Consider the following 21,427-nt stretch of genomic DNA (forward strand, 5'->3'; position numbering starts at 1 on the left):
ATTACTTACTTTACAAAAGATTCTATAACCTCACTAATAGCGGTTTCTTCATCAATATCATCAGAAAATAAGTGCTTGTATAAGGGTTTGTTTTCTACCTTAGTTTCTAGTGCTAAATCTTTATTCATGCTATAAACGGTATCCCACTTTGCTCTAACCAAAGCCCATTTTGCTTTGTGTTTTTGCCACCAATCAATTGCGCCTTGGCATTTATTATTGGCTACTTTTTTATAGGTGTTATAGCCTTTTTCTTTAGCAATTATTACATCATCAGCTCCAGATGTTCTAACAATTTTTTTATTGTCTTGGTCGTGTACCCAACCATAATCGGTAACCTCATGTCTATTACCTCTTTCTGTAACATTATAATCACTTCTTGTGGTATATTCGCGTCTTGGTAAAGGTGCGTCGGTAGTATTTTCCCAGTAGCTTTTACCATCAACGTGCACCCAAGTCCCAGAACCTTCGTAACGTGGGCTATCATCCACTTGATATACTTTTTGTGTCCACTGCCCTTTTACATCAGCTTTTGGTTTCGTAACATAATTCCAGTTATTATCGCCATTATACATGTAAAAATCGGTGTTTTGGTACACCCAATCCTGCCTCCAATGCTTTACGATATATGGTTTAGATGGATCTCCAACTTGCAATAAATGCTGTATAGACACTTTATTTTTATCATCTATAATCAATTGCGCCCACTCCAAGGCCTTATCAGTTTTGGTCTTAGAAGGTTTGTACAAAGAATCTTCACTGTAATTAAATGTTTCAGCAAAATTGAATGTTACTTCAAAACAGCCACACATACTCTTAATGGCTTCAAGGTCTTCTTTCTTCTTGCTTTGGGCATTTGCACTTAGGGTAAATGTTAAAATCAGTAGCGGTAAAATAGTTAATCGTTTCATTTTTAAATGTTTGAGTTATGTGAATATTAATTTTTAAAAAATCTATTTATTCTTATTTAGACTAATTAAAAATAACTTATATATTTGCAGCAAATTTAATTAAGAATGATTCTAAATAAAAAATATTTAACTATTTATTTTTCATTTTTTTTAGGAGGCTATTCTTTTTCTCAGGAAGCTTCTAGAAAAGATGGAGATTCTATTAAAGTTGAAGCATTAGAAGAAGTTGTCTTAACGGGGCAATACAACCTACAATCCATCAGGAAGTCTGTATTTGAAGTGAATGTGATAAACCGCAAACAAATTGATATGCTGGCTGGTAACAATCTTGCAGATGTATTAAATCAATCTCTTAATTTAAATATCATTCCAAATACTAGTACTGGAAAATCAACTGTGCAAATGTTTGGATTGGATGGTCAATATTTTAAAATACTTGTAGATAATATCCCTTTAGTAAACGACGAGGGTTTAGGCAATAACACAGATTTAACCCAAATAAATTTAGACGACATCAAGCAAATTGAAATAGTTGAGGGTTCTATGGGTGTGCAATATGGAGCCAATGCTGTTTCTGGAGTTATTAATATAATTACTAAGAAAAATTCAAAATATAAATGGGATGTTTCTACGTTTACACAGGAAGAAACAGTTAGTAACGAATATGCTTTGTTTAATGAGGGTAGGCATATACAGTCGTTAAGAATTGGGCATCAACTCACAGATAAAATCAATGTAAGTGCTAACTATAATAGAAACGATTTTAATGGCTTTTTAGATGATAGACAAGGCCCTTATTATGAATTTAATGATGGTTTACGTGGATTTTTATGGCTACCAAAAATTCAAAATACAGGAAAAGCATTAATTAATTTTTCAGGAGATAATTTTCAATCCTTTTATAAGTTCGAGTACTTTGATGAGCAAATTGATCGGTTTTCATCACAAGTTGCAGAAAATTTCAACGCATCCACAAATACAACAAACCCTGTTGGAACTGATGCTATTTTTAACTCCATACGTTTTTTTCATCACTTAAATTTTAGTGGCAAACTAAAACAGCAAATTAATTATGATGTTTCCTTTTCATATCAAAGCCAAAAGCGTGATGTAGAAATGTTTAAATACCGTATAAGAACTAGAGAGAAATTTGATGTAAATGCTTTTGAATTTCAATCTAGAAACGTGTGGTATTCTAGAGGTAACTTTAGTAATTTTTTTAACATTAAGAATTTTAAAACACAGCTAGGATACGAAATTAATAATACCAACGGTTTTGCATCTGAAGAAGCTGGTAGTTTTGATGGAGAAAATATAAGACGAGAACTTGGCAATTATGATGTTTTTGCATCATCAGAAATTAACATAACACCAAAAATTTCTATACGTCCTGGAGCAAGATTAATTGCGTCTACCCTATTTAAACCAAGGACAGCCGTATCTCTAATTTCAAAGTATAATTTAAAAAACGATTTAGAGTTACGAGTACTAGTAGGCTCCTCTCCTAGACTACCAAATTATGCAGAGCTTTACACCTATTTTGTAGATGCTAACCACGATGTAAGAGGTAATGCAGATTTATTACCAGAACAAGGTGCTTCAATTTTTGCACACATAAAAAAGAAATTTTCTTTTGGTAAGGCTGAAACCCCAATTCGCCTACAAAGTAAATTGTCTTTTAACTATTTAAATGTTGAAGACAGAATAGAATTAAGCATAATTAATAATAACCCATTACAGTTTCAATACATTAACATTGATGCTTTTAAAACCATTGGTGCTTTTTTTAGAAATACACTTATTTATAACAGCTTAAGAGCTTCATTTGGTTTGGGTTACTCAGGACAATCAAAAGTTTTAGACAGTAGAACTTTGGCTAACGATGATTATCTATTTGCGCTACAGGCCAACGCCAATGCATCGTATCGCTTTGATAAAATTGGGTTAGTGGCATCGGCATTTTTTAAATTCAATGGGCCGGTTCAACAATTTGTACAACAACAAGACGCTAATAATCAAACTATTTTGGTTAGAGGAGAGCAAGCAGGGTTTAGTATGCTAGATGCCTCTTTTCGTAAAAACTTTGCAAACAAAGCTTTACAGCTAACATTGGGGGCAAGAAACCTTTTTAATATCACTCAAGTAAATACAACCGCAATTGAAGGTGGTGCACATTCTGGACCAGCTAATAACATTCTTTTGGGGTACGGACGATCTTATTTTTTAAAACTATTATATAATATTAAATCTAATTAAACAACAAATGAAAACAAATCTAATATTTATCAAAGCACTTGTAATTCTATTTTTAGTGAGTGCATGTAGTAATGATGACGACGAAGCTGTACTTCAAGACTTTGCAGTAGCTTTTGAGAACCCCTCTGCTAGTTTTCTTGCAACTGATGCAGATAAAGATGTTGTAATTGTGTTTGCACCTGCTGCAACTTCAAATGGTATTGTAACTATTAATTATACTTTAGATAATGCCGAATATGGTCTTGATGGAGACTTTACAACTGTACCTGTTGGTGATGGTGGCACTATTGCTTTACCTTTTACAGCTGGTGCTGAAAGTGTTAGTTTTAAGGTAAATAAATTAAAGACACCTATTGAAGGAGATACTAAGGCTATCACATTCTCAATAAGTCAAGTAAGTTTATCTAATGCTACTGTAAGTGGTAATGTTGATTTTCTATTAAGCTTTACGGAAACTGCCGCATTAGGTGGTGTTATTGCTCCAGAGGTTGGAGGTGTAAATTATACCAATCAAGTATTTATAGATTTAAGCGCTCAAACTACTAACCCAGTAAGAAGGGACGCTTGGGAATTAGCATTTCACTCAGGAGCAGCAAACAAGGTGTTTTTAAATTCTGCATTACGTGTTACAGCTGCCGAACTTTCAGATTTTACGGATTTAAGTGCAGTAACAAGTGCTACAGCATTTTCTCCTGCTTTAGAAATTGATGTATACAATTTATTTACGCAACAGACGGAAACAAAAATTATAAATTCAGTAGAAGAATATAAAGAAGGCGTAAAACAATCTTACTCAATGTACGGCCCATATGCAGACCATATAGATGGAAGCGCAACTGCTATTTCTGAAATTTCTACCACTCCAGACGATAATAAAGTATATTTAGTTTATATGGGTTCTGAAATACCTACAACAGCAGGATCTGGAAGTACTAACCACTCTGGAGATGATAGAGGGTGGTATAAAGTTAGAATTACCATGGATGGCGAAGATTATAAATTGCAATATGCTGAATTAGAATCTACTACCATAAAAGAAACTACTATTGCAAAAAATGCAGACTATAATACTGTTGCATTCAGTTTAAAGGACGAAAAGCTGGTAACTCCAGAGCCCAAAAAAGATAAATGGGATATTAATTTCGCAGGCGTGTTTGGTGCTGAAAACGGACCTACCTATAGCGATTATGTAATTCACAACACATTAGGTGGTACAGGATTATATAAAGTATCTACCAAAGATAGCGAGGGTGTGGCTATTGAAGGCGTACCTACATTTGAAGATTTTTCAATTTCTGATGTTGATAACGCCTCTCTTAATTTTAATGAAAGAAATATTATCGGTAGTGGTTGGAGAGATCCATTTGCCGGTCCAGTAGCTGTTGTAAAGGATGATAGGTATTTTGTGATAAAGGATACTGCTGGAAACTATTACAAATTACGTTTTAATGCTGTAGTTAATGAAAACGGAGAAAGAGGAAACCCAAAATTTGAATATGAATTACTACAATAATTTGATGTTGAATTAGTCTGTCTAAAAAATGATTCATATCAATTATTTGGAAAAGCCTAGCATAATTGTTAGGCTTTTCAGTAAATTAAACTAGCATACTTTAGTATTATCCAATATGTAACTCTAAAATTAAACATTTTGAATACCATAGCAGCTATTGTATTTAAACATTACGAGTTCAAATCTCGTTCTCGCTACAAGATGAATGGAGGAAAAACCCAAGATGTGATGTCTTGGGTTTTTTGTTCACATATAATATCACTAATTGTAATTATTTTTTAAAATAATTCTAAAATTATGATTTTTTTTTATTTCATTTGCACCTGAAAGTTTTTAGCATAGGAACTTTTTAGCTGAACAAAGTGATACCTGTTTTTACGTTCGGGCTTTTGAAAATTAGGAAGTCAAAATCAAAAGCGGCTTATAGGATAAGCACCCGAAATTTAAAGCTAACTTCCGTTATTCTCATATATTTGAACCAAACTTTGCTTGGTTTTATCCCTACGACTATAAATCAAATTCGTATTTGATATATTTCTTTTTTTAAAAATTTTTCTACGGGCTTATCATATACATAAGTCACTTACACTCTATTGTTTTTAAAATAAGATTTCATTTATTATGAATACTAAATACATTGATTTAATCAATCAAACTTTTGATTTTCCACAGCCAGAATTTGAATTGGAAAACAACAAATTATTTTTCCACGATATCAACTTAAACAAACTAGTTGAAGTTTATGGAGCACCATTAAAATTTACTTATTTACCACAAATATCAAATAACATAAATAGAGCAAAAAAATGGTTTGAAACAGCTTTTAAAAAGCATAATTACCAAGGCAATTACAATTATTGCTACTGTACTAAAAGTTCTCATTTTAAGCATGTTTTAGACGAAGCACTAAAAAATGATATTCATATAGAAACATCATCAGCTTTTGATATTGACATTGTTGAAAACCTAAAGAGCATAGGGAAGATAAGTAATAACGCCTATATTATCTGTAATGGTTTTAAAAGAGAGCAATACATTACCAATATTGCTAGATTAGTCAATAATGGTCACCAAAACTGCATTCCTGTTATAGATAATTATGAGGAAATAAACCTTTTATCCAATGAGATAACAGATAATTTTAACGTTGGTATTAGAATAGCTTCTGAAGAAGAACCTAAATTTGAGTTTTATACATCACGTTTAGGTATTGGCTATAAGAACATTGTGCCGTTTTACAACAAGCAGATAAAGGACAACCCAAAAATTCAACTTAAAATGCTTCATTTCTTTATCAATACTGGTATTAGAGATAATGCATATTATTGGAATGAGCTTTTAAAATGCTTAAAGGTATATATCAGTTTAAAAAAGATTTGTCCTACTTTGGATAGCCTAAACATTGGAGGTGGATTCCCAATAAAAAACTCACTGGCTTTCGATTTTGATTATGAATATATGGTAGATGAAATCATCAACCAAATTAAACTATCATGTGATGAAGAGGCCGTTCCTGTACCTAATATCTTCACAGAATTTGGAAGCTTTACTGTTGGCGAAAGTGGTGGTGCTATTTACGAAGTGTTGTATCAAAAACAACAAAACGATAGGGAAAAATGGAACATGATAAACTCCTCTTTCATTACTACACTTCCAGATACCTGGGCTATAAACAAACGTTTTGTAATGCTACCTATAAACAGATGGGACAGCTCTTATGAGCGTGTGCTACTTGGTGGATTAACCTGTGATAGTGACGATTACTATAATAGCGAACAACATATTAATGCGATTTATTTACCAAAGTATGACAGAGATAAACCCTTGTATGTTGGCTTTTTTAACACTGGGGCGTATCAAGAAACCATAGGAGGTTTTGGTGGCTTACAACATTGCCTAATACCAAACCCAAAGCACATACTAATAGATAAAAATGAGAAAGGAAATATTATAACCACACTGTTTAAAGAACAACAAAAAAGTGAAGACCTATTAGAAATCTTAGGCTACAAAAAAGAGCAGTTGGTAAAAGAAAATAATGAAATATTAGAAACAATACACGATTTACATTTTGAAGACAAATAAAATGAAAACAAAAACTTACGCAGGTATTCCTGATAAATATACAAAATTAGAGCAAGCTAAGATTGTTTTAATTCCAGTTCCCTATGATGGTACAAGTACTTGGCAAAAAGGAGCAGACAAAGGCCCTGAAGCTTTTTTAGAAGCTTCAGAAAACATGGAACTTTATGACATTGAAACTGATATCGAGGTTTATAAAGAAGGCATCCATCTAGCCGAAGCAGTAACCGAGAACGATTCTCCTGAAACTATGGTGGAAGCGGTTCATAAGGCTGTTAAAAGCTATATAAAGAAAAATAAATTTGTAACCATTTTCGGTGGAGAACACTCCATATCTATAGGAACCATTAGAGCATTTAATGAAGCATTTAATAATCTAACAGTGTTGCATATTGATGCACATGCAGATTTAAGACAATCATATGAAGGAAGCACTTGCAATCATGCCTGTGCTGTTTATGAGGCCAGTTTACAAACCAATTTAATTCAAGTGGGAATCCGTTCTATGGATGCCAAAGAAAAATCCGTTATGGATCTGGACAAAACTTATTTTGCCCATGATATGGTCGTAAACGATTCTTGGATAGAATCTGTCATAGATCAAATGACTAACAATGTGTTTATAACCTTCGATTTAGATGCTTTTGATCCATCAATATTACCAAGCACAGGTACACCAGAACCAGGTGGGTTGCTATGGTATGAAACTTTAGATTTTCTAAAGCAAGTATTTGAAGAAAAAAATGTTGTAGGCTTTGATATCGTAGAGTTATGCCCAAATGAGAATGACAAATCATCGGATTTTTTAGCGGCGAAATTATATTACAAAATGTTGAGTTATAAATTTCAAATAGAGGAAAACAATGATTATGAAGACACTTATGAAGTCTCAAACAGATTAAATAAATCCGTAAAATTTCATGAAGAAGATGAGTACTAAAGGGGCTATTACTGAGTTTATAGAAAAATATTTTTTGCATTTTAATGCAGCCACTGTAGTTGATGCTGCAAAAAGTTATGAAGCCCAACTCACGAGTGGCTCTAAAATGCTTATTTCTCTCGCAGGAGCTATGAGCACCGCAGAGTTGGGTAAAATATTTGCAGAAATGATACGGCAGGATAAAGTACATATCATATCATGCACAGGGGCCAATCTAGAAGAAGATATCATGAATTTAGTAGCACATTCCCATTACAAGCGTATTCCAGATTACCGAGATTTAACCCCTCAAGAAGAATGGGATTTGTTAGAGCAGGGTTTAAACCGTGTAACAGACACCTGTATCCCAGAAGAAGAAGCCTTTAGAAGATTACAAAAGCACATACATGCCATTTGGAAAGATGCCGATAAAAAAGGAGAAAGGTACTTACCTCATGAGTATATGTACAAAATGCTTTTATCTGGTGTTCTTGAAGAATATTATGAAATAGATTTAAAAGACTCATGGATGTATGCCGCAGCTGAAAAGAACTTACCAATAGTTTGCCCTGGATGGGAAGATAGTACTATGGGAAATATTTTTGCGAGTTATGTTTTAAAAGGAGAATTAAAAGCAAGTACCATGAAATCTGGAATAGAATACATGACTTTTTTGGCAGATTGGTATACTAATAATTCCGATAGGGGTATCGGTTTTTTTCAAATTGGAGGAGGTATAGCAGGAGATTTTCCTATATGTGTAGTACCAATGTTATATCAGGATATGGAACGTACAGATACGCCTTTTTGGAGCTATTTCTGCCAAATAAGCGATTCTACTACTAGTTATGGTTCTTATTCAGGAGCTGTACCCAATGAAAAAATTACTTGGGGCAAACTAGATATTGATACTCCAAAATTTATTATTGAGAGTGATTCGACCATTGTTGCACCACTAATTTTCGCCTATTTATTAGACATGTAAATACAAAAAAATGATACGTAAAATTGTAGATTACCAAAAGTTGAACGAAGATATATTAACTCTTCTAACAAATAAATTTCCAGATGGTTACGATGATGACGATGTTATCACTTTTAGAAATGCGCAAAATGAAATAGTAGAAGCTGTAGAAGTAAGAACAGAAGATACAGTGTATTTAGTGAAAGTAGGTAAACGTCTTATTCAAGCCATGGAAGATTTTGATTTAGATGATGACGATGGCGACAAGGACAATGACGATGGCGATGATTTTGATACAAGTGACTTAAATGATCAAGATTAAAGTATTAAAAAATAAAACTGATAAGATTTTGAAAAGAATTGATAAATCTAGACTGTTGGCTTATAATGGCGATAAATTATTAGTTCTTGAGAAAGTAGGACGCAAAAAGAGGTACTCACTTGCCGGAGGCATTAAGAAAAAGAAAGAAAGTGATTTAGAGGCTTTAATACGAGAAACTTTCGAAGAGATTAACATAAATCTTAACAAAAAAAAATTGACATACTTTATTTCTAAAAAAAGAATTAACAAATATAACATTGAAGTAAACAGGCATTACTTTGTTGCTCCTTTAAAAAGTGGTAAAATAAAAATCTTAGAAGACCACAAATTTAAAGTAGCATCATGGGTATATTGGTATGATGCGTTAGACCATTTAGACAAAGACGACCGCTTTGTTGTAGAACTTTATTTTGGGCAGTTTAATAAAAAAATAAATTAAGCTTTAATTACTATGAAATCACAATTTCACTTATCACTTCCTTGTAAAGACATAGAAGCAACCAAAAAATTTTATTCAGATGTTTTAGAAGTGCCCCAAGGGAGACAAACAGATAAATGGGTTGATATAAATTTGTTTAACCATCAACTAACATTTACGCAATCTGGTGCTTTTGATTTTAAATTCAAAAACTACAAACTAGATGATAACATTTTACCATCGTTTCATTTTGGAGTTATTATTAGTATAAAACAGTGGGGTAAATTGTATAAAAAATTATTACAATCTAACCAAGAAGTAACCACCGAAGTAACCTTTATGGAAAACAAAGTAGGCGAACACCTTTCGTTTTTCATAACAGACCCAAATGGCTATATGATAGAATTCAAAAGCTTTAAAAGCAAAAGAGAAATTTTTGAAACTTAGCCATGAACTCAAACAAGACTAATGCGGTTGCTTTCAAGGTATCCGAAAGCATAAATATTAATTCTCTAAAGACAATTTTTAATCAATTACCCATACATTCTGATAATGATGAGTTGTTTTATAATATAGAGGATGAAAAGTATTTCTATGCTTTTAAGTATGGCATTATCTGTTTTTTTAATTTTTCTTCAACAGAAATTGATACATCAAAAGGAAGGATAGCCTTTGCTTTAAAAGGTACAATTTTTAAAAATCCAGTTGCTGAAAATATAAATATTATATTAAACTCAAGTGAAACCAGTATTGATTTTGACAGTATAAAATTAAGAGACAAAAACCCTGAAAAAATTAGGCTTATCATGCTCAATTTATCGCAATCTGTGGCTTTAGATTTTTACTATAATATTGCTGAACAGATTTTAGAAGACACAAGACGACATACAAATATTCTTGAAGAAAAGGGGAAACTTAATATAAATGGCAAAAAACTAAAACGCTACATTGGCAAGGTTCTAAATGTAAAAAATAAGATTTCTGAAAATCTATACATTTTTGAATCTCATGAAGTTGCAAATGATGATAGAGCTTTGGACAAGTTAAATATCCAATTAAAGAAAAAATTTGATTTAGTAGATAGACATCATAGTATCCATCATCAAATAGATATAGTTAAGGAAAATCTCGATCTATTCAAAGAAATCATGTTCCATAGAGAAAGTAGCAGATTAGAAATAACCATCATCATTTTAATTGTTATAGAGGTCATAGACCTATTCATTTTAAAGTTTAACTAATTCGAAAAAACATAATATAAATTGAGTACAACACAATACAAAGTAGTAGGCAGTGAAGAGTGGTGTATCTTTAAAGATTTTGGAATTCCAGCAATAAAAGCACGCATTGACTCTGGAGCCAAAACATCATCCATACAAGCCAATAATATAAAACCTTTTCAAAAAAAAGGAGAGGAATGGGTTAAATTTGAAGTAAATCCACTTAAGGAAAACCGAAGTATTTCAATTAAATGTGAATCTAAAATATTGGCCAAGAGAACAGTTAAAAGTTCTCTTGGCATTTCAGAGGAACGTTTTGTTATAAAAACCACTTTAACCTTAGGCGAAGATACTTTTGATATTGAACTTACACTAGCGAATAGAGATTCAATGGAATTTAGAATGCTCTTAGGAAGAGAAGCATTATCAGGGCGTTATATGGTTGATGCCTCTTCAACTGATTTACGAATAAAATTCACTCAAGAGGAGATAGAAAAAAAATATGCTCCATTTATACCTGAAAAAACAGGTTTGAAAATTGCTTTATTAGCCAGTAATCCAGAGCTATTCAGCAACAAACGCTTGATGGAAGCTGGCAAAGCTAGAGGGCATGATATGGTATTCTTAAATGTAGAACAAACTTATATGAAATTTGATGCCACTGAGCCCCAAATTCGCTACCGTGGCGGGAATGTAATAGATGCTTTTGATGCTATAATACCAAGAATAAAACCTTCTGTAACGTTTTATGCCTGTGCACTAATACGACAATTTGATGCTATGGGGGTATATTGCTTAAACTCGGCCCAAGCAATAACACAATCTAGGGACAAGCTTTTAGCCACCCAATTGTTTGCTAAAAATGATATTCACATTCCAACTACTGGTTTTGCAAATTCTCCCTTGGACACCAAAGATTTAATTAAAATGGTAAACGGAGCACCATTAATTGTAAAACTGTTGGAAAGCACACAAGGAAAAGGAGTTGTTTTGGCAGAAACCAACAAAGCGGCGGAAAGCGTAATAAATGCGTTTAAGAGCGTTAAAACCAATATACTAGTACAAGAGTTTATAAAAGAAGCTAACGGTCAAGACATAAGATGCTTTGTAGTTAAGGGCAAAGTAGTAGCTTCAATGCAACGCCAAGCTGCAAAAGGAGAATTTAGAGCTAATATACATCAAGGAGGATCAGCATCTAAAATTAAAATCACTTCTGAGGAGCGAAGACTTGCAGTAAAAGCAGCAAAAATTTTGAACTTACCCGTTGCAGGTGTTGATATTATTCGTTCAAACAAAGGGCCACTTTTATTAGAAGTTAATTCCTCCCCAGGTTTAGAGGGTATTGAAAATGCTACAGGGTTGGATATAGCTAACATTATGATTGAAGCTATTGAGAAAAAATTAAAGTTCAAAAGATAAACTTATAAAAACCTAAATACATCGTAAAGGTTATAACAGATGTAATAAAGCTGAAAAAATGACGCTTTCACTTTTCAAAATTATAAGTTAACGCGAGTTCGGCGTAAAAACTCACATATATTAATATTTTACGCTTACCCAATATATCATTTCTTATGCCGAATTCAGTTTAAGTTGAGAAAACAAAAATTACTGGTTAAGACCCTTTAACCACATTATTTTCAAAATTTCAATAGACTAAATACGCCAAGCCTTTTCTGTTAAAAAAATCATATTATTAATATAGCAATGTTGCACTTATTTAATTATATCTTATATTTAGACAAGACAAAACCTTACTATAATTACACAATAAACTAGATATTATGTTACAAAGAAAATTTGACGAGATAGTTAAAAAAGAATACCCAAATGCTAAAGATGCTAAAGACACTTCCATTCACTATTTAGGAAAAATGCAGTCTGAATACAATGTTGATATTTCCAAAGTGCTTATGGCAACATCTGTTTGTTCAGATGATATTAATATCCCATCCACTACATTCTTTAATGTATTATTTGGACCTTTTATTATGGGAGGTTTAGGTGGTATTCCTTTTGTTGGACAAACTGGTATGACGGCATTTGCCCACCATATCCCAGATGAAGGTAGTGCATTTATATTTTACGGCCCTCATATTGGAATTACTCTAGAAGGAGAATTAGGTAAAATGTACCGCCCTAGAATGGAAGAGAAAGGAAATTCTTGTGGTGCTTTAATGTTAGCATTAAGCAGACTAGAAAATGCTAGTTATACGCCAATATTAAATGATGATGATTACCAACAAATGAAACTTGAGGAAAGTTTGTTACCATATAGAGAAGATATTTTAAATAGTGACGCACCGCAAAAAGCCATTACTGAAGCAACCTATAAAATAATTGATAAAAAAATACACGAACACCTTGAAACTTGTAAAGACGAGTTTCCTGTAGATACAGTAACACTCTTAGGAGGTGTTATTATTAATACAGGCCATGGTATAGATGATTATTTTGATGCAAGAAATTTTGAAGTGATAGACTTAAAAACCATGAAAAGCGCTGTATAAGTTAACGTGTGGTTTTAAAAACACGTATTCAATTCCTATTTCTTGGGAATTACAATTAAAACTGTAATCATTTACATATTGAAAGGAAACCCTTGTGCGCGACATAAGGGTTTTTGTTTTTAATCAAAAAAAAGTCTCCCAAGAAGCTCTAATTATCAAACAAAATTAGTGCTATATATATTTATTGCAACTAAGTTGCATTATATTTGCAAGTAACAAAATAAATAGTCATAGCACAATATGCCGTACAGCAGAAGAAAGTTTATAAATTTTTTAGGTAAGGCTAGCATGGGTACACTTGTAATCCCACCCTTTATAGCAGGTTGCGGTAACCATACAACTCCAACCAAAAATGGAGAACTGTCTAAAGCACAATTAAAAATTTTAAAGGATGTAATTTTAGAAGGACTAACACCATCCGATAAAGATGATTTACTGTTGGCTAACGGTCTGGATTATCACGTAATTTTAAAATGGGGAGATGCCATAAACAATACAGATACATTTGGATTTAACAATGATTTCATCTGTTTTATTCCTTTTAACGCCAACACCCCTAATGATGGATTGTTATGGGTAAACCACGAATACATCAACTCACTTTACATTTCAGGGTTTAACGCACGGGAAACCCCAATTAAACACAAAACCAAAGCGCAAGTTGAGAAAGAAATGTACAATATAGGAGGCAGTATTGTAAGAATTAAAGAGGTAAATGGAGCATGGGAAGTAGTAAAAAACGATCCGCATAACAGACGCATTTCTGGACATACACCTATTAAAATAAATTGGGACTTCCCCATTATGGGTAGTACCGAAATTATTGGCACCAATAGTAACTGTTCTGGTGGTATTACACCTTGGAATACCTTTCTAACTTGCGAAGAGAATTATGATAGCTGTTTTGGCGAAACCCAGTACGACGAGAATAACAAAGCTATCCATAAACCTAGTCATTATGGTTGGGAACAGTTTTACAATTATCCTCCAGAACATTATGGCTGGGTAGTTGAGGTAAACCCAAAAGATGGAAGTGCCCAAAAACATATTGCTCTAGGACGTTTTGCTCATGAATGTTGTACACTTTACGAATTAGAGGACAAACGTGTTGTAGCCTACACAGGAGATGATAAAAACAACGAACATCTGTATAAGTTTATTTCCTCCAAACCAGGATCTCTTAAGGAAGGCACCCTTTATGTGGCAGATACACTTAATGGCAAGTGGTTGCCTTTAGATTGGGAGCGCCAACCAGTTTTGGAAAGTAAATTCAACAATCAAACCGAAGTTTTAATTAGAGCTAGAGCAGCAGCTAAACTAATAGGAGCAACACCGCTAAATCGCCCAGAGGATATTGAAATCGACCCCATTTCTGGAAATATATTTGTATCACTAACCAACAATTTAGATAAAAACGATTACCATGGTTCTATTATGAAAATTGAGGAAACCAATGGTAAATTTGATGCATTAACCTTTAAAGCTTCAACTTACATTGCTGGTGGCGAAGATAACGGGTTCTCCTGCCCCGATAATTTAGCCTTTGATTTATCTGGTAATCTCTGGATAACATCAGATATGTCTGGAAGTGCCATGAATAAAGAAGATGGCCCATACATACCCTTTAAAAACAACAGTCTCTTTGTGATTCCAAGGCATGGTAAAGATGCTGGTAAAGTAATTAGGGTAGCCTCAGCACCTCGTGATGCAGAACTTACGGGTCCATGGTTTTCCCCAGACGGAAAAACACTTTTTTTAAGTGTACAGCACCCTGGAGAACAAACAAAAAATATAAATAGTCCAACAAGTAAGTGGCCTTTTGATGCAGATAATATTCCTAAACCAGCTGTAGTAGCCATTACAGGAGATTTGATTGAGAAAATGAATCATCTTAACCAAATTGAATCTTAAGCAAGATTAAATAGTTATATATGAAAAAACTACCCGTAACCGTATTAAGTGGTTTTCTAGGAGCAGGAAAAACCACATTACTCAATCATATTTTACATAACAAAGAAGGCTTAAAAGTAGCTGTTATCGTGAATGATATGAGTGAAGTAAATATTGATGCGCAATTTATAGAAAACGAAAATACACTTTCCAGAACAGAGGAAAAATTGGTTGAAATGAGCAATGGCTGCATTTGTTGCACCTTACGGGAAGATCTTATGATAGAGGTTAAAAAATTAGCTTCACAAAATAAATTCGACTACCTGCTCATTGAAAGTACAGGTATTAGCGAACCCATTCCTGTAGCACAAACCTTTACTTTTGAGAGTGAAGATGGTACCATAGATTTAAGTAGATTTAGTTATGTGGATACTATGGTAACCGTAGTAGATGCCTTTAATTTTTTAAATGATTTTTCGAGTTCAGATTATCTAGTATCAAGAACGCTTACCAATATTGATGGTGATGATAGAACCATAGTTAATTTACTTACCGATCAAATTGAATTTGCTAATGTTATAATTATTAATAAAGAAGATCTTGTAACTCAAGAAAAATTAGAGGAAATAAAAGCTATTATCCATTCATTAAACCCTGAAGCACGTATCATTACAACGTCACAGTCTAACGTAACATTAAACAATGTTATCAATACTGGGTTATTTGATTATGAAACAGCAGAAGCCTCAGCGGGATGGATTAAAGAATTAGAAAATGAGCATGTCCCCGAGACTGAAGAATACGGTATTAGCTCTTTTGTTTTTAGAAGTAAAACACCATTTCATCCAGAACGCTTTTTAAACTACCTAAATCAAGATTTTCCACAAAATATCATTAGAAGTAAAGGACTGTTTTGGTTAGCATCCCGATCTAAACAAGCATTAATTTGGAGTTCTGCTGGAGGATCTTGTAAAGCAGATAATGCGGGGGTTTGGTGGGCCTCAATGCCTTTTTCAGAACGTAGTAACTATGCCGCATTTATTGAAACCCAAACGCAAATCGAAGCTAATTGGGATGCTCTTTTCGGGGATAGAAAAATAGAATTGGTATTTATTGGGCAATATTTAGACAAGCAAACCATGATAGATCAATTACATACTTGTGTACTTACCGATGCCGAAGTACAATTATGGAAAGATGGTCTTTTTCCTCAAGTTGACCATTGGCCAATCCCAAACCATGAGCACTCTAATTAAATATAAATCAAGTTTTATAACATATAATTAAGTAAAAAAAATGAAACAAATAGCCCTAGTAATCGTATTGTTATCAGTATTAGCATGTAACCGTATAAAGGAGGAAAAGAGAGTAATAGTAAAAGGGGAGAATGATGCTGTATTAGTTATAAAAACGCCAAAAGCGAGGTGTTACAAATGCCAAAATATAATAGAAAACGGTCTTAATAACTTAAGTGGTGTAAGCCAATCTATTTTAAATTTAAATACTAAAGAAGTATCCATCGTTTACACTCCAGAAAACACAACACCCGAAATTCTTAATGCGACAGTTGAAGCATTGACAGAAAAAATACCCTGCAAATAATTAAGATCGTTAAAATGATTAAAACTGAAAATCTCACATTCCATTATAAAGAAGGAGAACAAGCGTTTTCGTTCCCAAACATAAATTTAAAAGTACAAGACGATCTGCTTATTTTAGGGAAATCGGGAATAGGAAAAACCACTTTTTTGCATCTTTTGGCTGGCTTGTTACAACCAGTAACTGGCAATATTATTATCAACGACACTAACATCAATACATTATCACATAGTAAATTAGATAAGTTTAGAGGCAAAAATATTGGGTTGGTTTTTCAAAAAAAACATGCATTACAATCTTTAAGTCTTGCTAAAAATCTGGAAGCTCGCCTATTCTTTAGTAATAAGGCTATTGATAAATCTAAAATTGATGCATTATTAGAAGAATTAGACCTATTAGAATACAAACATAAAACACTAAATACGCTAAGTGAGGGCCAGTTACAACGGTTAGGTATAGCTATGGCTGTAATACACCAGCCTAAAGTAATTTTGGCAGATGAGCCCACCTCTAGTTTAGACGATGAAAATTGCAAAATTGTAATTGAACTCCTAAAACAACAAGCCAAACAAAATAATGCTCATTTAATAGTTATTACGCACGACGCAAGAATTAAACCATTCTTTCAAAATACTATTGCCTTATGAATATCTGGAAGATAAGTTTACACAACATAAAATCTAAGCCATTATACACAGTTTTAAGTGTATGCGCTCTGGCATTAAGCATCTTACTCCTTTTAGGAATGAAGCAATTAAAAAACTCTTTTGAGCATCAATTAGAAAACAACCTTGGAGATATAGATTTAGTAATTGGTGCCAAAGGTAGTCCCTTACAATTAACTTTGGCATCAGTACTACATTTAGATAATCCAACGGGTAATATTCCTTATAATGAAGCAAAAAAAATAGGTAAGAACCCCCTAATACAATCTGCTGTACCAATTTCTTATGGCGATAATTATAAAGGTTACAGAATCGTTGGTACAAACACAGAAGCGTTTAAAAAGCTCTATGGGGCCGACTTAGAAAAGGGGCATAACGTGCAAAAAACTTTTGAAGTAGTGCTTGGGCATACAGTTGCAGTACAGTGCCAACTTTCTATTGGGGATACTTTTTTAAGTTCCCATGGTTTGGTAGAAGCAACAGATGCAGAGGTACATGATGACAAATTTGTAGTTGTAGGTATTTTAAAACCCACACAAAAAGTAATAGACCGATTAATTATAACCCATTTGGAGAGTATTTGGGATGTACATGATCACGATCACGACGAAGAACACAATGAAGTCGATCATGATGAAGCACACGACGAACATCACGATGAGGAACATCATGGGGCTGATCACGATAAAGCACAAAACGAACATCACGATGAGGAACATCATGGGGCTGATCATGATGAACAACATGACGAACATCGCGACGAAGAGGACACAAAACAAATTACATCGCTATTGGTATCTTTTAGAAACCCTACAGCTTATTTAACATTGCCAAGAACCATTAACGAACGCACCAATATGCAAGCAGTATTACCAAAATACGAGCTGGATAAACTCTACAATTACATGGGTATTGGTATAAAAACCATCACATGGATTGCTTATATCATTCTATTAATATCAGGTTTAACCATTTTTATCAGTCTATACAAAATGGTAATAGAACGTTCTTTTGAATTAGCATTGTTACGTACCTATGGTGCTACACCGTCTCAATTAATACTCATGGTAGCTTATGAGGGGATTATCATAGGGCTACTAGCTTTTATTTCTGCACTATTGTTTGTAAAAACATTGCTTCCTAGCCTATTTAAATTTTCAAAAACCAACTTTAATGAAAGCTTGCTTCAGGAATTACCTTTACCAGACGTATTTCAAATAGGTGGTATTGTATTTATTATTATATTACTATCAATAATAATTGCGGTTTATCCCATTATGAAGATGAAGATTTCAAAAATTTTAAGCAATGAAAAATAGCATCCTTTTAGTATTTATACTTGTATTAAGTACAACCTGTTTTGCCCAAAAAAAAGTAACCTGGGAAGATTTATCTAAAGTGACATTTACCGACAAATATTTTCCTGAATATGATGCTGTTTTTATGTATCCAGAGTTTTCTGATTCCGTCAAGGCTCTAGAAGGAAAATTAATTACCATATCTGGTTATTTTCTTAATATAGACCCAGAAAGGAAAATGCACATTTTATCTAAAGGCCCTATGGCTTCTTGCTTTTTTTGTGGTGTTGGAGGTCCAGAAACCGCCATTGAACTTGAACTCTCTTCTAAATCAAAATTCAAAACAGATGATATTGTAACCGTTACTGGCACATTAAAACTTAATGCGGATGATGTGAGACATTTTAATTATATCCTAACAAAATGTGAGGCTAAATACAAGGAATAAGCAATATTACCACAAGCCTGTCTAATAACCAAAAGTAGAATTATCAAAAAAGAACATCTAAAAACTTTAGATAGAAATAAATCATCATGTCTAAAATAAACATAGGAATCATAACAGTAAGCGACAGAGCTAGCGCAGGAGTTTACGAAGATTTAAGTGGCAAAGCCATAATTGCTACCCTACAAGAGTACTTAATTTCTAAATGGGAAAGAGTATATAAAATAGTTCCAGATGAGCAAGAGACCATAGAAAATACCATTATAGATATGGTTGATAACGAGCATTGTTGCTTGGTAGTTACCACAGGTGGTACAGGCCCTGCTAAAAGAGATGTTACCCCAGAAGCAACTGAGGCAGTTTGTGATAGGATGATACCAGGGTTTGGAGAACTAATGCGTGCAGAGTCCTTAAAATATGTGCCAACTGCAATTCTTTCAAGACAAACCGCAGGACTAAGAGGTAATAGCTTGATTATTAACCTGCCTGGAAAACCAAAATCTATTAGAGAATGTTTAGATGCTGTTTTTCCCGCTGTCCCCTATTGTATTGATCTTATGGAGGGGCCTTTTTTAGAGTGTGATGAAAAGGTTATAAAACCTTTTAGACCAAAGAAAAAATAAAGCTTTGAATATGGAATCTATTGTAACCCTTGTTGGTTTTTTAGGGGCTGGCAAAACTACACTTTTAAAACAATTAATAGATGGCTTTAACAATAAAGGCTGGCAGCCTTTTGTTATTTTAAATGATTATGAAAATGCGCATTTAGATGCCCAACAACTCTCTGAAAAAATTAAAGAAAAATCTATAAAAGCACTAAGTGGAAGTTGTATATGCTGTAGCGGTATTATGGAACTTAGAAATATAGTAAATAGAATTCCTGAACGAAAAAAAGGTATTACCCTTATTGAAGCTAATGGCACCTCAGATGCCTGTTCTCTTATTGAATTTTTAGGTGTTGGCCTTAACCAAAGGTTTCTCCCTCCTATTCAAATATCTGTAGTTGATGTGAAAAATTGGCAAAGGCGGGAAACTCATAATGAGCTTGAAGCCAATCAAATACAAGTCTCATCGCTTATCGTATTAACACATCTTGAAAATATACATTTTGATAGAAAATCTGCTGTTATTCAGGATATTAAATCTTTAAATCCCACAGCTAAAATTATTACCTTGGAAGATATTGATATAGAGCTGCTTCCAAAACTATTGCCATCAAACAATGCACCACAAGAATTTGAGCACCTTAAAGCCCATTGGGCTTCCTGTTCTGTAGACTTACCAGAATTACCACATATAGATTATATTTACAAAATTTGTAATGACCTACCCAAAAGTATACTTCGCGTAAAAGGTTGTACAAAGATAGGATTAGATAAAAGCTATACCTACTTTGAACGTAAACCAGATGGAGAAATCTTTTTTAGACCTTTCAACGGCATTCCGATTACAGGCAATAAACTTCTTACTATTGGCCCAGGAAGCACACCTTCAACACTTAATAAAGCCATTAAAGATTGCTTTTAAAAAAAATAATTATTTGAGATAACAATCAACAACAATTACTACATTCCCCTATCATAAGTAAACTTATAGAATCTATTTTATAACCTTTTACAAATGGTAAAGAAAAATTTACAGGTAGGCATTCCATTTCTCCACAGGTTTTACACTGAAAATGTGGATGAACATCATTATGGGTATCACAAGAGCAATCTTGGCATTTGGCATACCATTTAAGACCTCCTTTACCTATAAAAGAGTGTACAATACCATCGTCCATAAGTTTATCTAAGATACGGTACACTGTGGTTTTGTTCATTTGAGATTCTAAAGATTTTACTAAATCTACTACTGATATAGCATGATGTTCCCGCTTAAAGATATCCATCAGTATTTTTACCTGTTTCGTCTTCCTAGTAATTCCCATAACGCAAATATATTGCAACCTAGTTGCATTTTAAATAATTCTAGAGTAATATTGCAACTTTGTTGCATTAAATAGTTTTCAGATGACTTTTGCCATCAATAAATCAGATTCTATAGGAATTATATCAAGTAGCTTATGCCTATTACATTGCTTAGCAACTCCTTTTTTATTTGCTGCCCAAACTCATGTTATGGCTTGCTGCGAAGGTAAACCACTATGGTGGTCCAGTCTTGATATAATATTCTTATTCATTTCTGCTTTAGCAATATATAAATCTAGTGCGAGCGTATCAAAAAAATGGGTTGGTAATGCACTTTGGATATGTTGGTCTATGCTAGTTTTTATAATTGTTAACGAAAAACTAGGGTGGTTTAGCATTCCTGAGCCTACCATATACATACCATCGTTAAGCTTAATAGTATTGCATTGGTACGGAAGTATGTTCTGCCAATGCAAAAATGAAAAATGCTGTGCTAATCAATCTTAGT

General features: G+C 33.3%; 22 protein-coding genes. 20 read left to right on the forward strand and 2 right to left on the reverse strand.

Annotated elements, in window-relative coordinates; genetic code table 11:
- Positions 1 to 5: 5 nt before the first annotated feature.
- Complete coding sequence (locus tag JS605_RS07515; RefSeq protein ID WP_203257079.1) at positions 6 to 908, reverse strand: DUF6607 family protein; 903 nt, start codon at positions 906 to 908, stop codon at positions 6 to 8.
- 105 nt (positions 909 to 1,013) lie between these two features.
- Between JS605_RS07515 and JS605_RS07520 the strand changes: the two genes are divergently transcribed.
- The 19 genes from JS605_RS07520 (at position 1,014) to JS605_RS07610 (ending at position 20,536) form a co-directional block, all read left to right on the forward strand.
- Complete coding sequence (locus JS605_RS07520; RefSeq protein ID WP_203257080.1) at positions 1,014 to 3,164, forward strand: TonB-dependent receptor plug domain-containing protein; 2,151 nt, start codon at positions 1,014 to 1,016, stop codon at positions 3,162 to 3,164.
- A gap of 7 nt (positions 3,165 to 3,171) precedes the next feature.
- A complete protein-coding gene (locus JS605_RS07525) occupies positions 3,172 to 4,677 on the forward strand; it encodes an HmuY family protein (protein ID WP_203257081.1) in 1,506 nt (501 codons plus the stop codon).
- A 621-nt stretch (positions 4,678 to 5,298) separates the two neighbouring features.
- Positions 5,299 to 6,762 carry an arginine decarboxylase gene (locus tag JS605_RS07530; RefSeq protein ID WP_203257082.1) on the forward strand — a complete coding sequence of 488 codons (1,464 nt, stop codon included), beginning with the start codon at positions 5,299 to 5,301 and terminating at the stop codon, positions 6,760 to 6,762.
- A gap of 1 nt (position 6,763) precedes the next feature.
- Positions 6,764 to 7,699 (forward strand): agmatinase, encoded by a 936-nt coding sequence (gene speB, locus JS605_RS07535; protein WP_203257083.1) that lies wholly within the window; start codon positions 6,764 to 6,766, stop codon positions 7,697 to 7,699.
- Positions 7,689 to 8,663 (forward strand): deoxyhypusine synthase family protein, encoded by a 975-nt coding sequence (locus JS605_RS07540; RefSeq protein ID WP_203257393.1) that lies wholly within the window; start codon positions 7,689 to 7,691, stop codon positions 8,661 to 8,663. The genes speB and JS605_RS07540 overlap by 11 nt, the downstream gene beginning before the upstream one ends.
- Positions 8,664 to 8,673: 10 nt before the next feature.
- Positions 8,674 to 8,964 (forward strand): hypothetical protein, encoded by a 291-nt coding sequence (locus tag JS605_RS07545; RefSeq protein WP_203257084.1) that lies wholly within the window; start codon positions 8,674 to 8,676, stop codon positions 8,962 to 8,964.
- 28 nt (positions 8,965 to 8,992) lie between these two features.
- Complete coding sequence (locus JS605_RS07550; RefSeq protein WP_203257085.1) at positions 8,993 to 9,403, forward strand: NUDIX hydrolase; 411 nt, start codon at positions 8,993 to 8,995, stop codon at positions 9,401 to 9,403.
- Positions 9,404 to 9,415: 12 nt separating this feature from the next.
- Positions 9,416 to 9,829 carry a VOC family protein gene (locus tag JS605_RS07555; RefSeq protein WP_203257086.1) on the forward strand — a complete coding sequence of 138 codons (414 nt, stop codon included), beginning with the start codon at positions 9,416 to 9,418 and terminating at the stop codon, positions 9,827 to 9,829.
- A gap of 2 nt (positions 9,830 to 9,831) precedes the next feature.
- Positions 9,832 to 10,623 (forward strand): RMD1 family protein, encoded by a 792-nt coding sequence (locus JS605_RS07560; protein WP_203257087.1) that lies wholly within the window; start codon positions 9,832 to 9,834, stop codon positions 10,621 to 10,623.
- Positions 10,624 to 10,644: 21 nt separating this feature from the next.
- A complete protein-coding gene (gene rimK, locus JS605_RS07565) occupies positions 10,645 to 12,021 on the forward strand; it encodes a 30S ribosomal protein S6--L-glutamate ligase (RefSeq protein ID WP_203257088.1) in 1,377 nt (458 codons plus the stop codon).
- 365 nt (positions 12,022 to 12,386) lie between these two features.
- Positions 12,387 to 13,112, forward strand: coding sequence for a hypothetical protein (locus JS605_RS07570; RefSeq protein ID WP_203257089.1), 726 nt, complete (start codon positions 12,387 to 12,389; stop codon positions 13,110 to 13,112).
- A gap of 288 nt (positions 13,113 to 13,400) precedes the next feature.
- A complete protein-coding gene (locus JS605_RS07575) occupies positions 13,401 to 15,023 on the forward strand; it encodes a PhoX family protein (protein WP_239000297.1) in 1,623 nt (540 codons plus the stop codon).
- Between the two features lie 20 nt (positions 15,024 to 15,043).
- Positions 15,044 to 16,258 (forward strand): GTP-binding protein, encoded by a 1,215-nt coding sequence (locus JS605_RS07580; protein WP_203257091.1) that lies wholly within the window; start codon positions 15,044 to 15,046, stop codon positions 16,256 to 16,258.
- Positions 16,259 to 16,298: 40 nt separating this feature from the next.
- Positions 16,299 to 16,604, forward strand: coding sequence for a cation transporter (locus JS605_RS07585; protein WP_203257092.1), 306 nt, complete (start codon positions 16,299 to 16,301; stop codon positions 16,602 to 16,604).
- Between the two features lie 14 nt (positions 16,605 to 16,618).
- A complete protein-coding gene (locus JS605_RS07590) occupies positions 16,619 to 17,248 on the forward strand; it encodes an ABC transporter ATP-binding protein (protein ID WP_203257093.1) in 630 nt (209 codons plus the stop codon).
- Positions 17,245 to 18,585, forward strand: coding sequence for an ABC transporter permease (locus JS605_RS07595; RefSeq protein WP_203257094.1), 1,341 nt, complete (start codon positions 17,245 to 17,247; stop codon positions 18,583 to 18,585). Before JS605_RS07590 ends, JS605_RS07595 begins: the two co-directional genes overlap by 4 nt.
- Entirely contained in the window at positions 18,575 to 19,012 is a 438-nt protein-coding gene (locus tag JS605_RS07600) for a hypothetical protein (protein ID WP_203257095.1), read from the forward strand. Before JS605_RS07595 ends, JS605_RS07600 begins: the two co-directional genes overlap by 11 nt.
- A gap of 86 nt (positions 19,013 to 19,098) precedes the next feature.
- Entirely contained in the window at positions 19,099 to 19,632 is a 534-nt protein-coding gene (mog, locus tag JS605_RS07605; RefSeq protein ID WP_203257096.1) for a molybdopterin adenylyltransferase, read from the forward strand.
- A gap of 10 nt (positions 19,633 to 19,642) precedes the next feature.
- Complete coding sequence (locus JS605_RS07610; RefSeq protein ID WP_203257097.1) at positions 19,643 to 20,536, forward strand: GTP-binding protein; 894 nt, start codon at positions 19,643 to 19,645, stop codon at positions 20,534 to 20,536.
- 25 nt (positions 20,537 to 20,561) lie between these two features.
- Here JS605_RS07610 and JS605_RS07615 read toward each other — a convergent pair whose 3' ends face one another.
- On the reverse strand, positions 20,562 to 20,939 hold the full coding sequence (locus JS605_RS07615; RefSeq protein ID WP_203257098.1) for a Fur family transcriptional regulator: 378 nt from the start codon (positions 20,937 to 20,939) through the stop codon (positions 20,562 to 20,564).
- 82 nt (positions 20,940 to 21,021) lie between these two features.
- Between JS605_RS07615 and JS605_RS07620 the strand changes: the two genes are divergently transcribed.
- Entirely contained in the window at positions 21,022 to 21,426 is a 405-nt protein-coding gene (locus tag JS605_RS07620) for a MerC domain-containing protein (RefSeq protein ID WP_203257099.1), read from the forward strand.
- The last annotated feature ends 1 nt before the right edge of the window (position 21,427 follow it).

Source organism: Hyunsoonleella ulvae (assembly GCF_016827605.1).
GTDB lineage: Bacteria > Bacteroidota > Bacteroidia > Flavobacteriales > Flavobacteriaceae > Jejuia > Jejuia ulvae.

Excerpts from the sequence above, each read along its gene's own strand:
- mog (WP_203257096.1), top strand. The coding sequence starts at position 19,099 with ATGTCTAAAATAAACATAGGAATCATAACAGTAAGCGACAGAGCTAGC.
- JS605_RS07540 (WP_203257393.1), top strand. The coding sequence starts at position 7,689 with ATGAGTACTAAAGGGGCTATTACTGAGTTTATAGAAAAATATTTTTTG.
- JS605_RS07620 (WP_203257099.1), top strand. The coding sequence starts at position 21,022 with ATGACTTTTGCCATCAATAAATCAGATTCTATAGGAATTATATCAAGT.
- JS605_RS07580 (WP_203257091.1), top strand. The coding sequence starts at position 15,044 with ATGAAAAAACTACCCGTAACCGTATTAAGTGGTTTTCTAGGAGCAGGA.
- speB (WP_203257083.1), top strand. The coding sequence starts at position 6,764 with ATGAAAACAAAAACTTACGCAGGTATTCCTGATAAATATACAAAATTA.
- JS605_RS07530 (WP_203257082.1), top strand. The coding sequence starts at position 5,299 with ATGAATACTAAATACATTGATTTAATCAATCAAACTTTTGATTTTCCA.
- JS605_RS07555 (WP_203257086.1), top strand. The coding sequence starts at position 9,416 with ATGAAATCACAATTTCACTTATCACTTCCTTGTAAAGACATAGAAGCA.
- JS605_RS07525 (WP_203257081.1), top strand. The coding sequence starts at position 3,172 with ATGAAAACAAATCTAATATTTATCAAAGCACTTGTAATTCTATTTTTA.
- JS605_RS07560 (WP_203257087.1), top strand. The coding sequence starts at position 9,832 with ATGAACTCAAACAAGACTAATGCGGTTGCTTTCAAGGTATCCGAAAGC.
- JS605_RS07600 (WP_203257095.1), top strand. The coding sequence starts at position 18,575 with ATGAAAAATAGCATCCTTTTAGTATTTATACTTGTATTAAGTACAACC.
- JS605_RS07520 (WP_203257080.1), top strand. The coding sequence starts at position 1,014 with ATGATTCTAAATAAAAAATATTTAACTATTTATTTTTCATTTTTTTTA.
- JS605_RS07590 (WP_203257093.1), top strand. The coding sequence starts at position 16,619 with ATGATTAAAACTGAAAATCTCACATTCCATTATAAAGAAGGAGAACAA.
- JS605_RS07615 (WP_203257098.1), bottom strand. The coding sequence starts at position 20,939 with ATGGGAATTACTAGGAAGACGAAACAGGTAAAAATACTGATGGATATC.
- JS605_RS07575 (WP_239000297.1), top strand. The coding sequence starts at position 13,401 with ATGGGTACACTTGTAATCCCACCCTTTATAGCAGGTTGCGGTAACCAT.
- JS605_RS07545 (WP_203257084.1), top strand. The coding sequence starts at position 8,674 with ATGATACGTAAAATTGTAGATTACCAAAAGTTGAACGAAGATATATTA.
- JS605_RS07610 (WP_203257097.1), top strand. The coding sequence starts at position 19,643 with ATGGAATCTATTGTAACCCTTGTTGGTTTTTTAGGGGCTGGCAAAACT.
- JS605_RS07585 (WP_203257092.1), top strand. The coding sequence starts at position 16,299 with ATGAAACAAATAGCCCTAGTAATCGTATTGTTATCAGTATTAGCATGT.
- JS605_RS07595 (WP_203257094.1), top strand. The coding sequence starts at position 17,245 with ATGAATATCTGGAAGATAAGTTTACACAACATAAAATCTAAGCCATTA.
- JS605_RS07570 (WP_203257089.1), top strand. The coding sequence starts at position 12,387 with ATGTTACAAAGAAAATTTGACGAGATAGTTAAAAAAGAATACCCAAAT.
- JS605_RS07515 (WP_203257079.1), bottom strand. The coding sequence starts at position 908 with ATGAAACGATTAACTATTTTACCGCTACTGATTTTAACATTTACCCTA.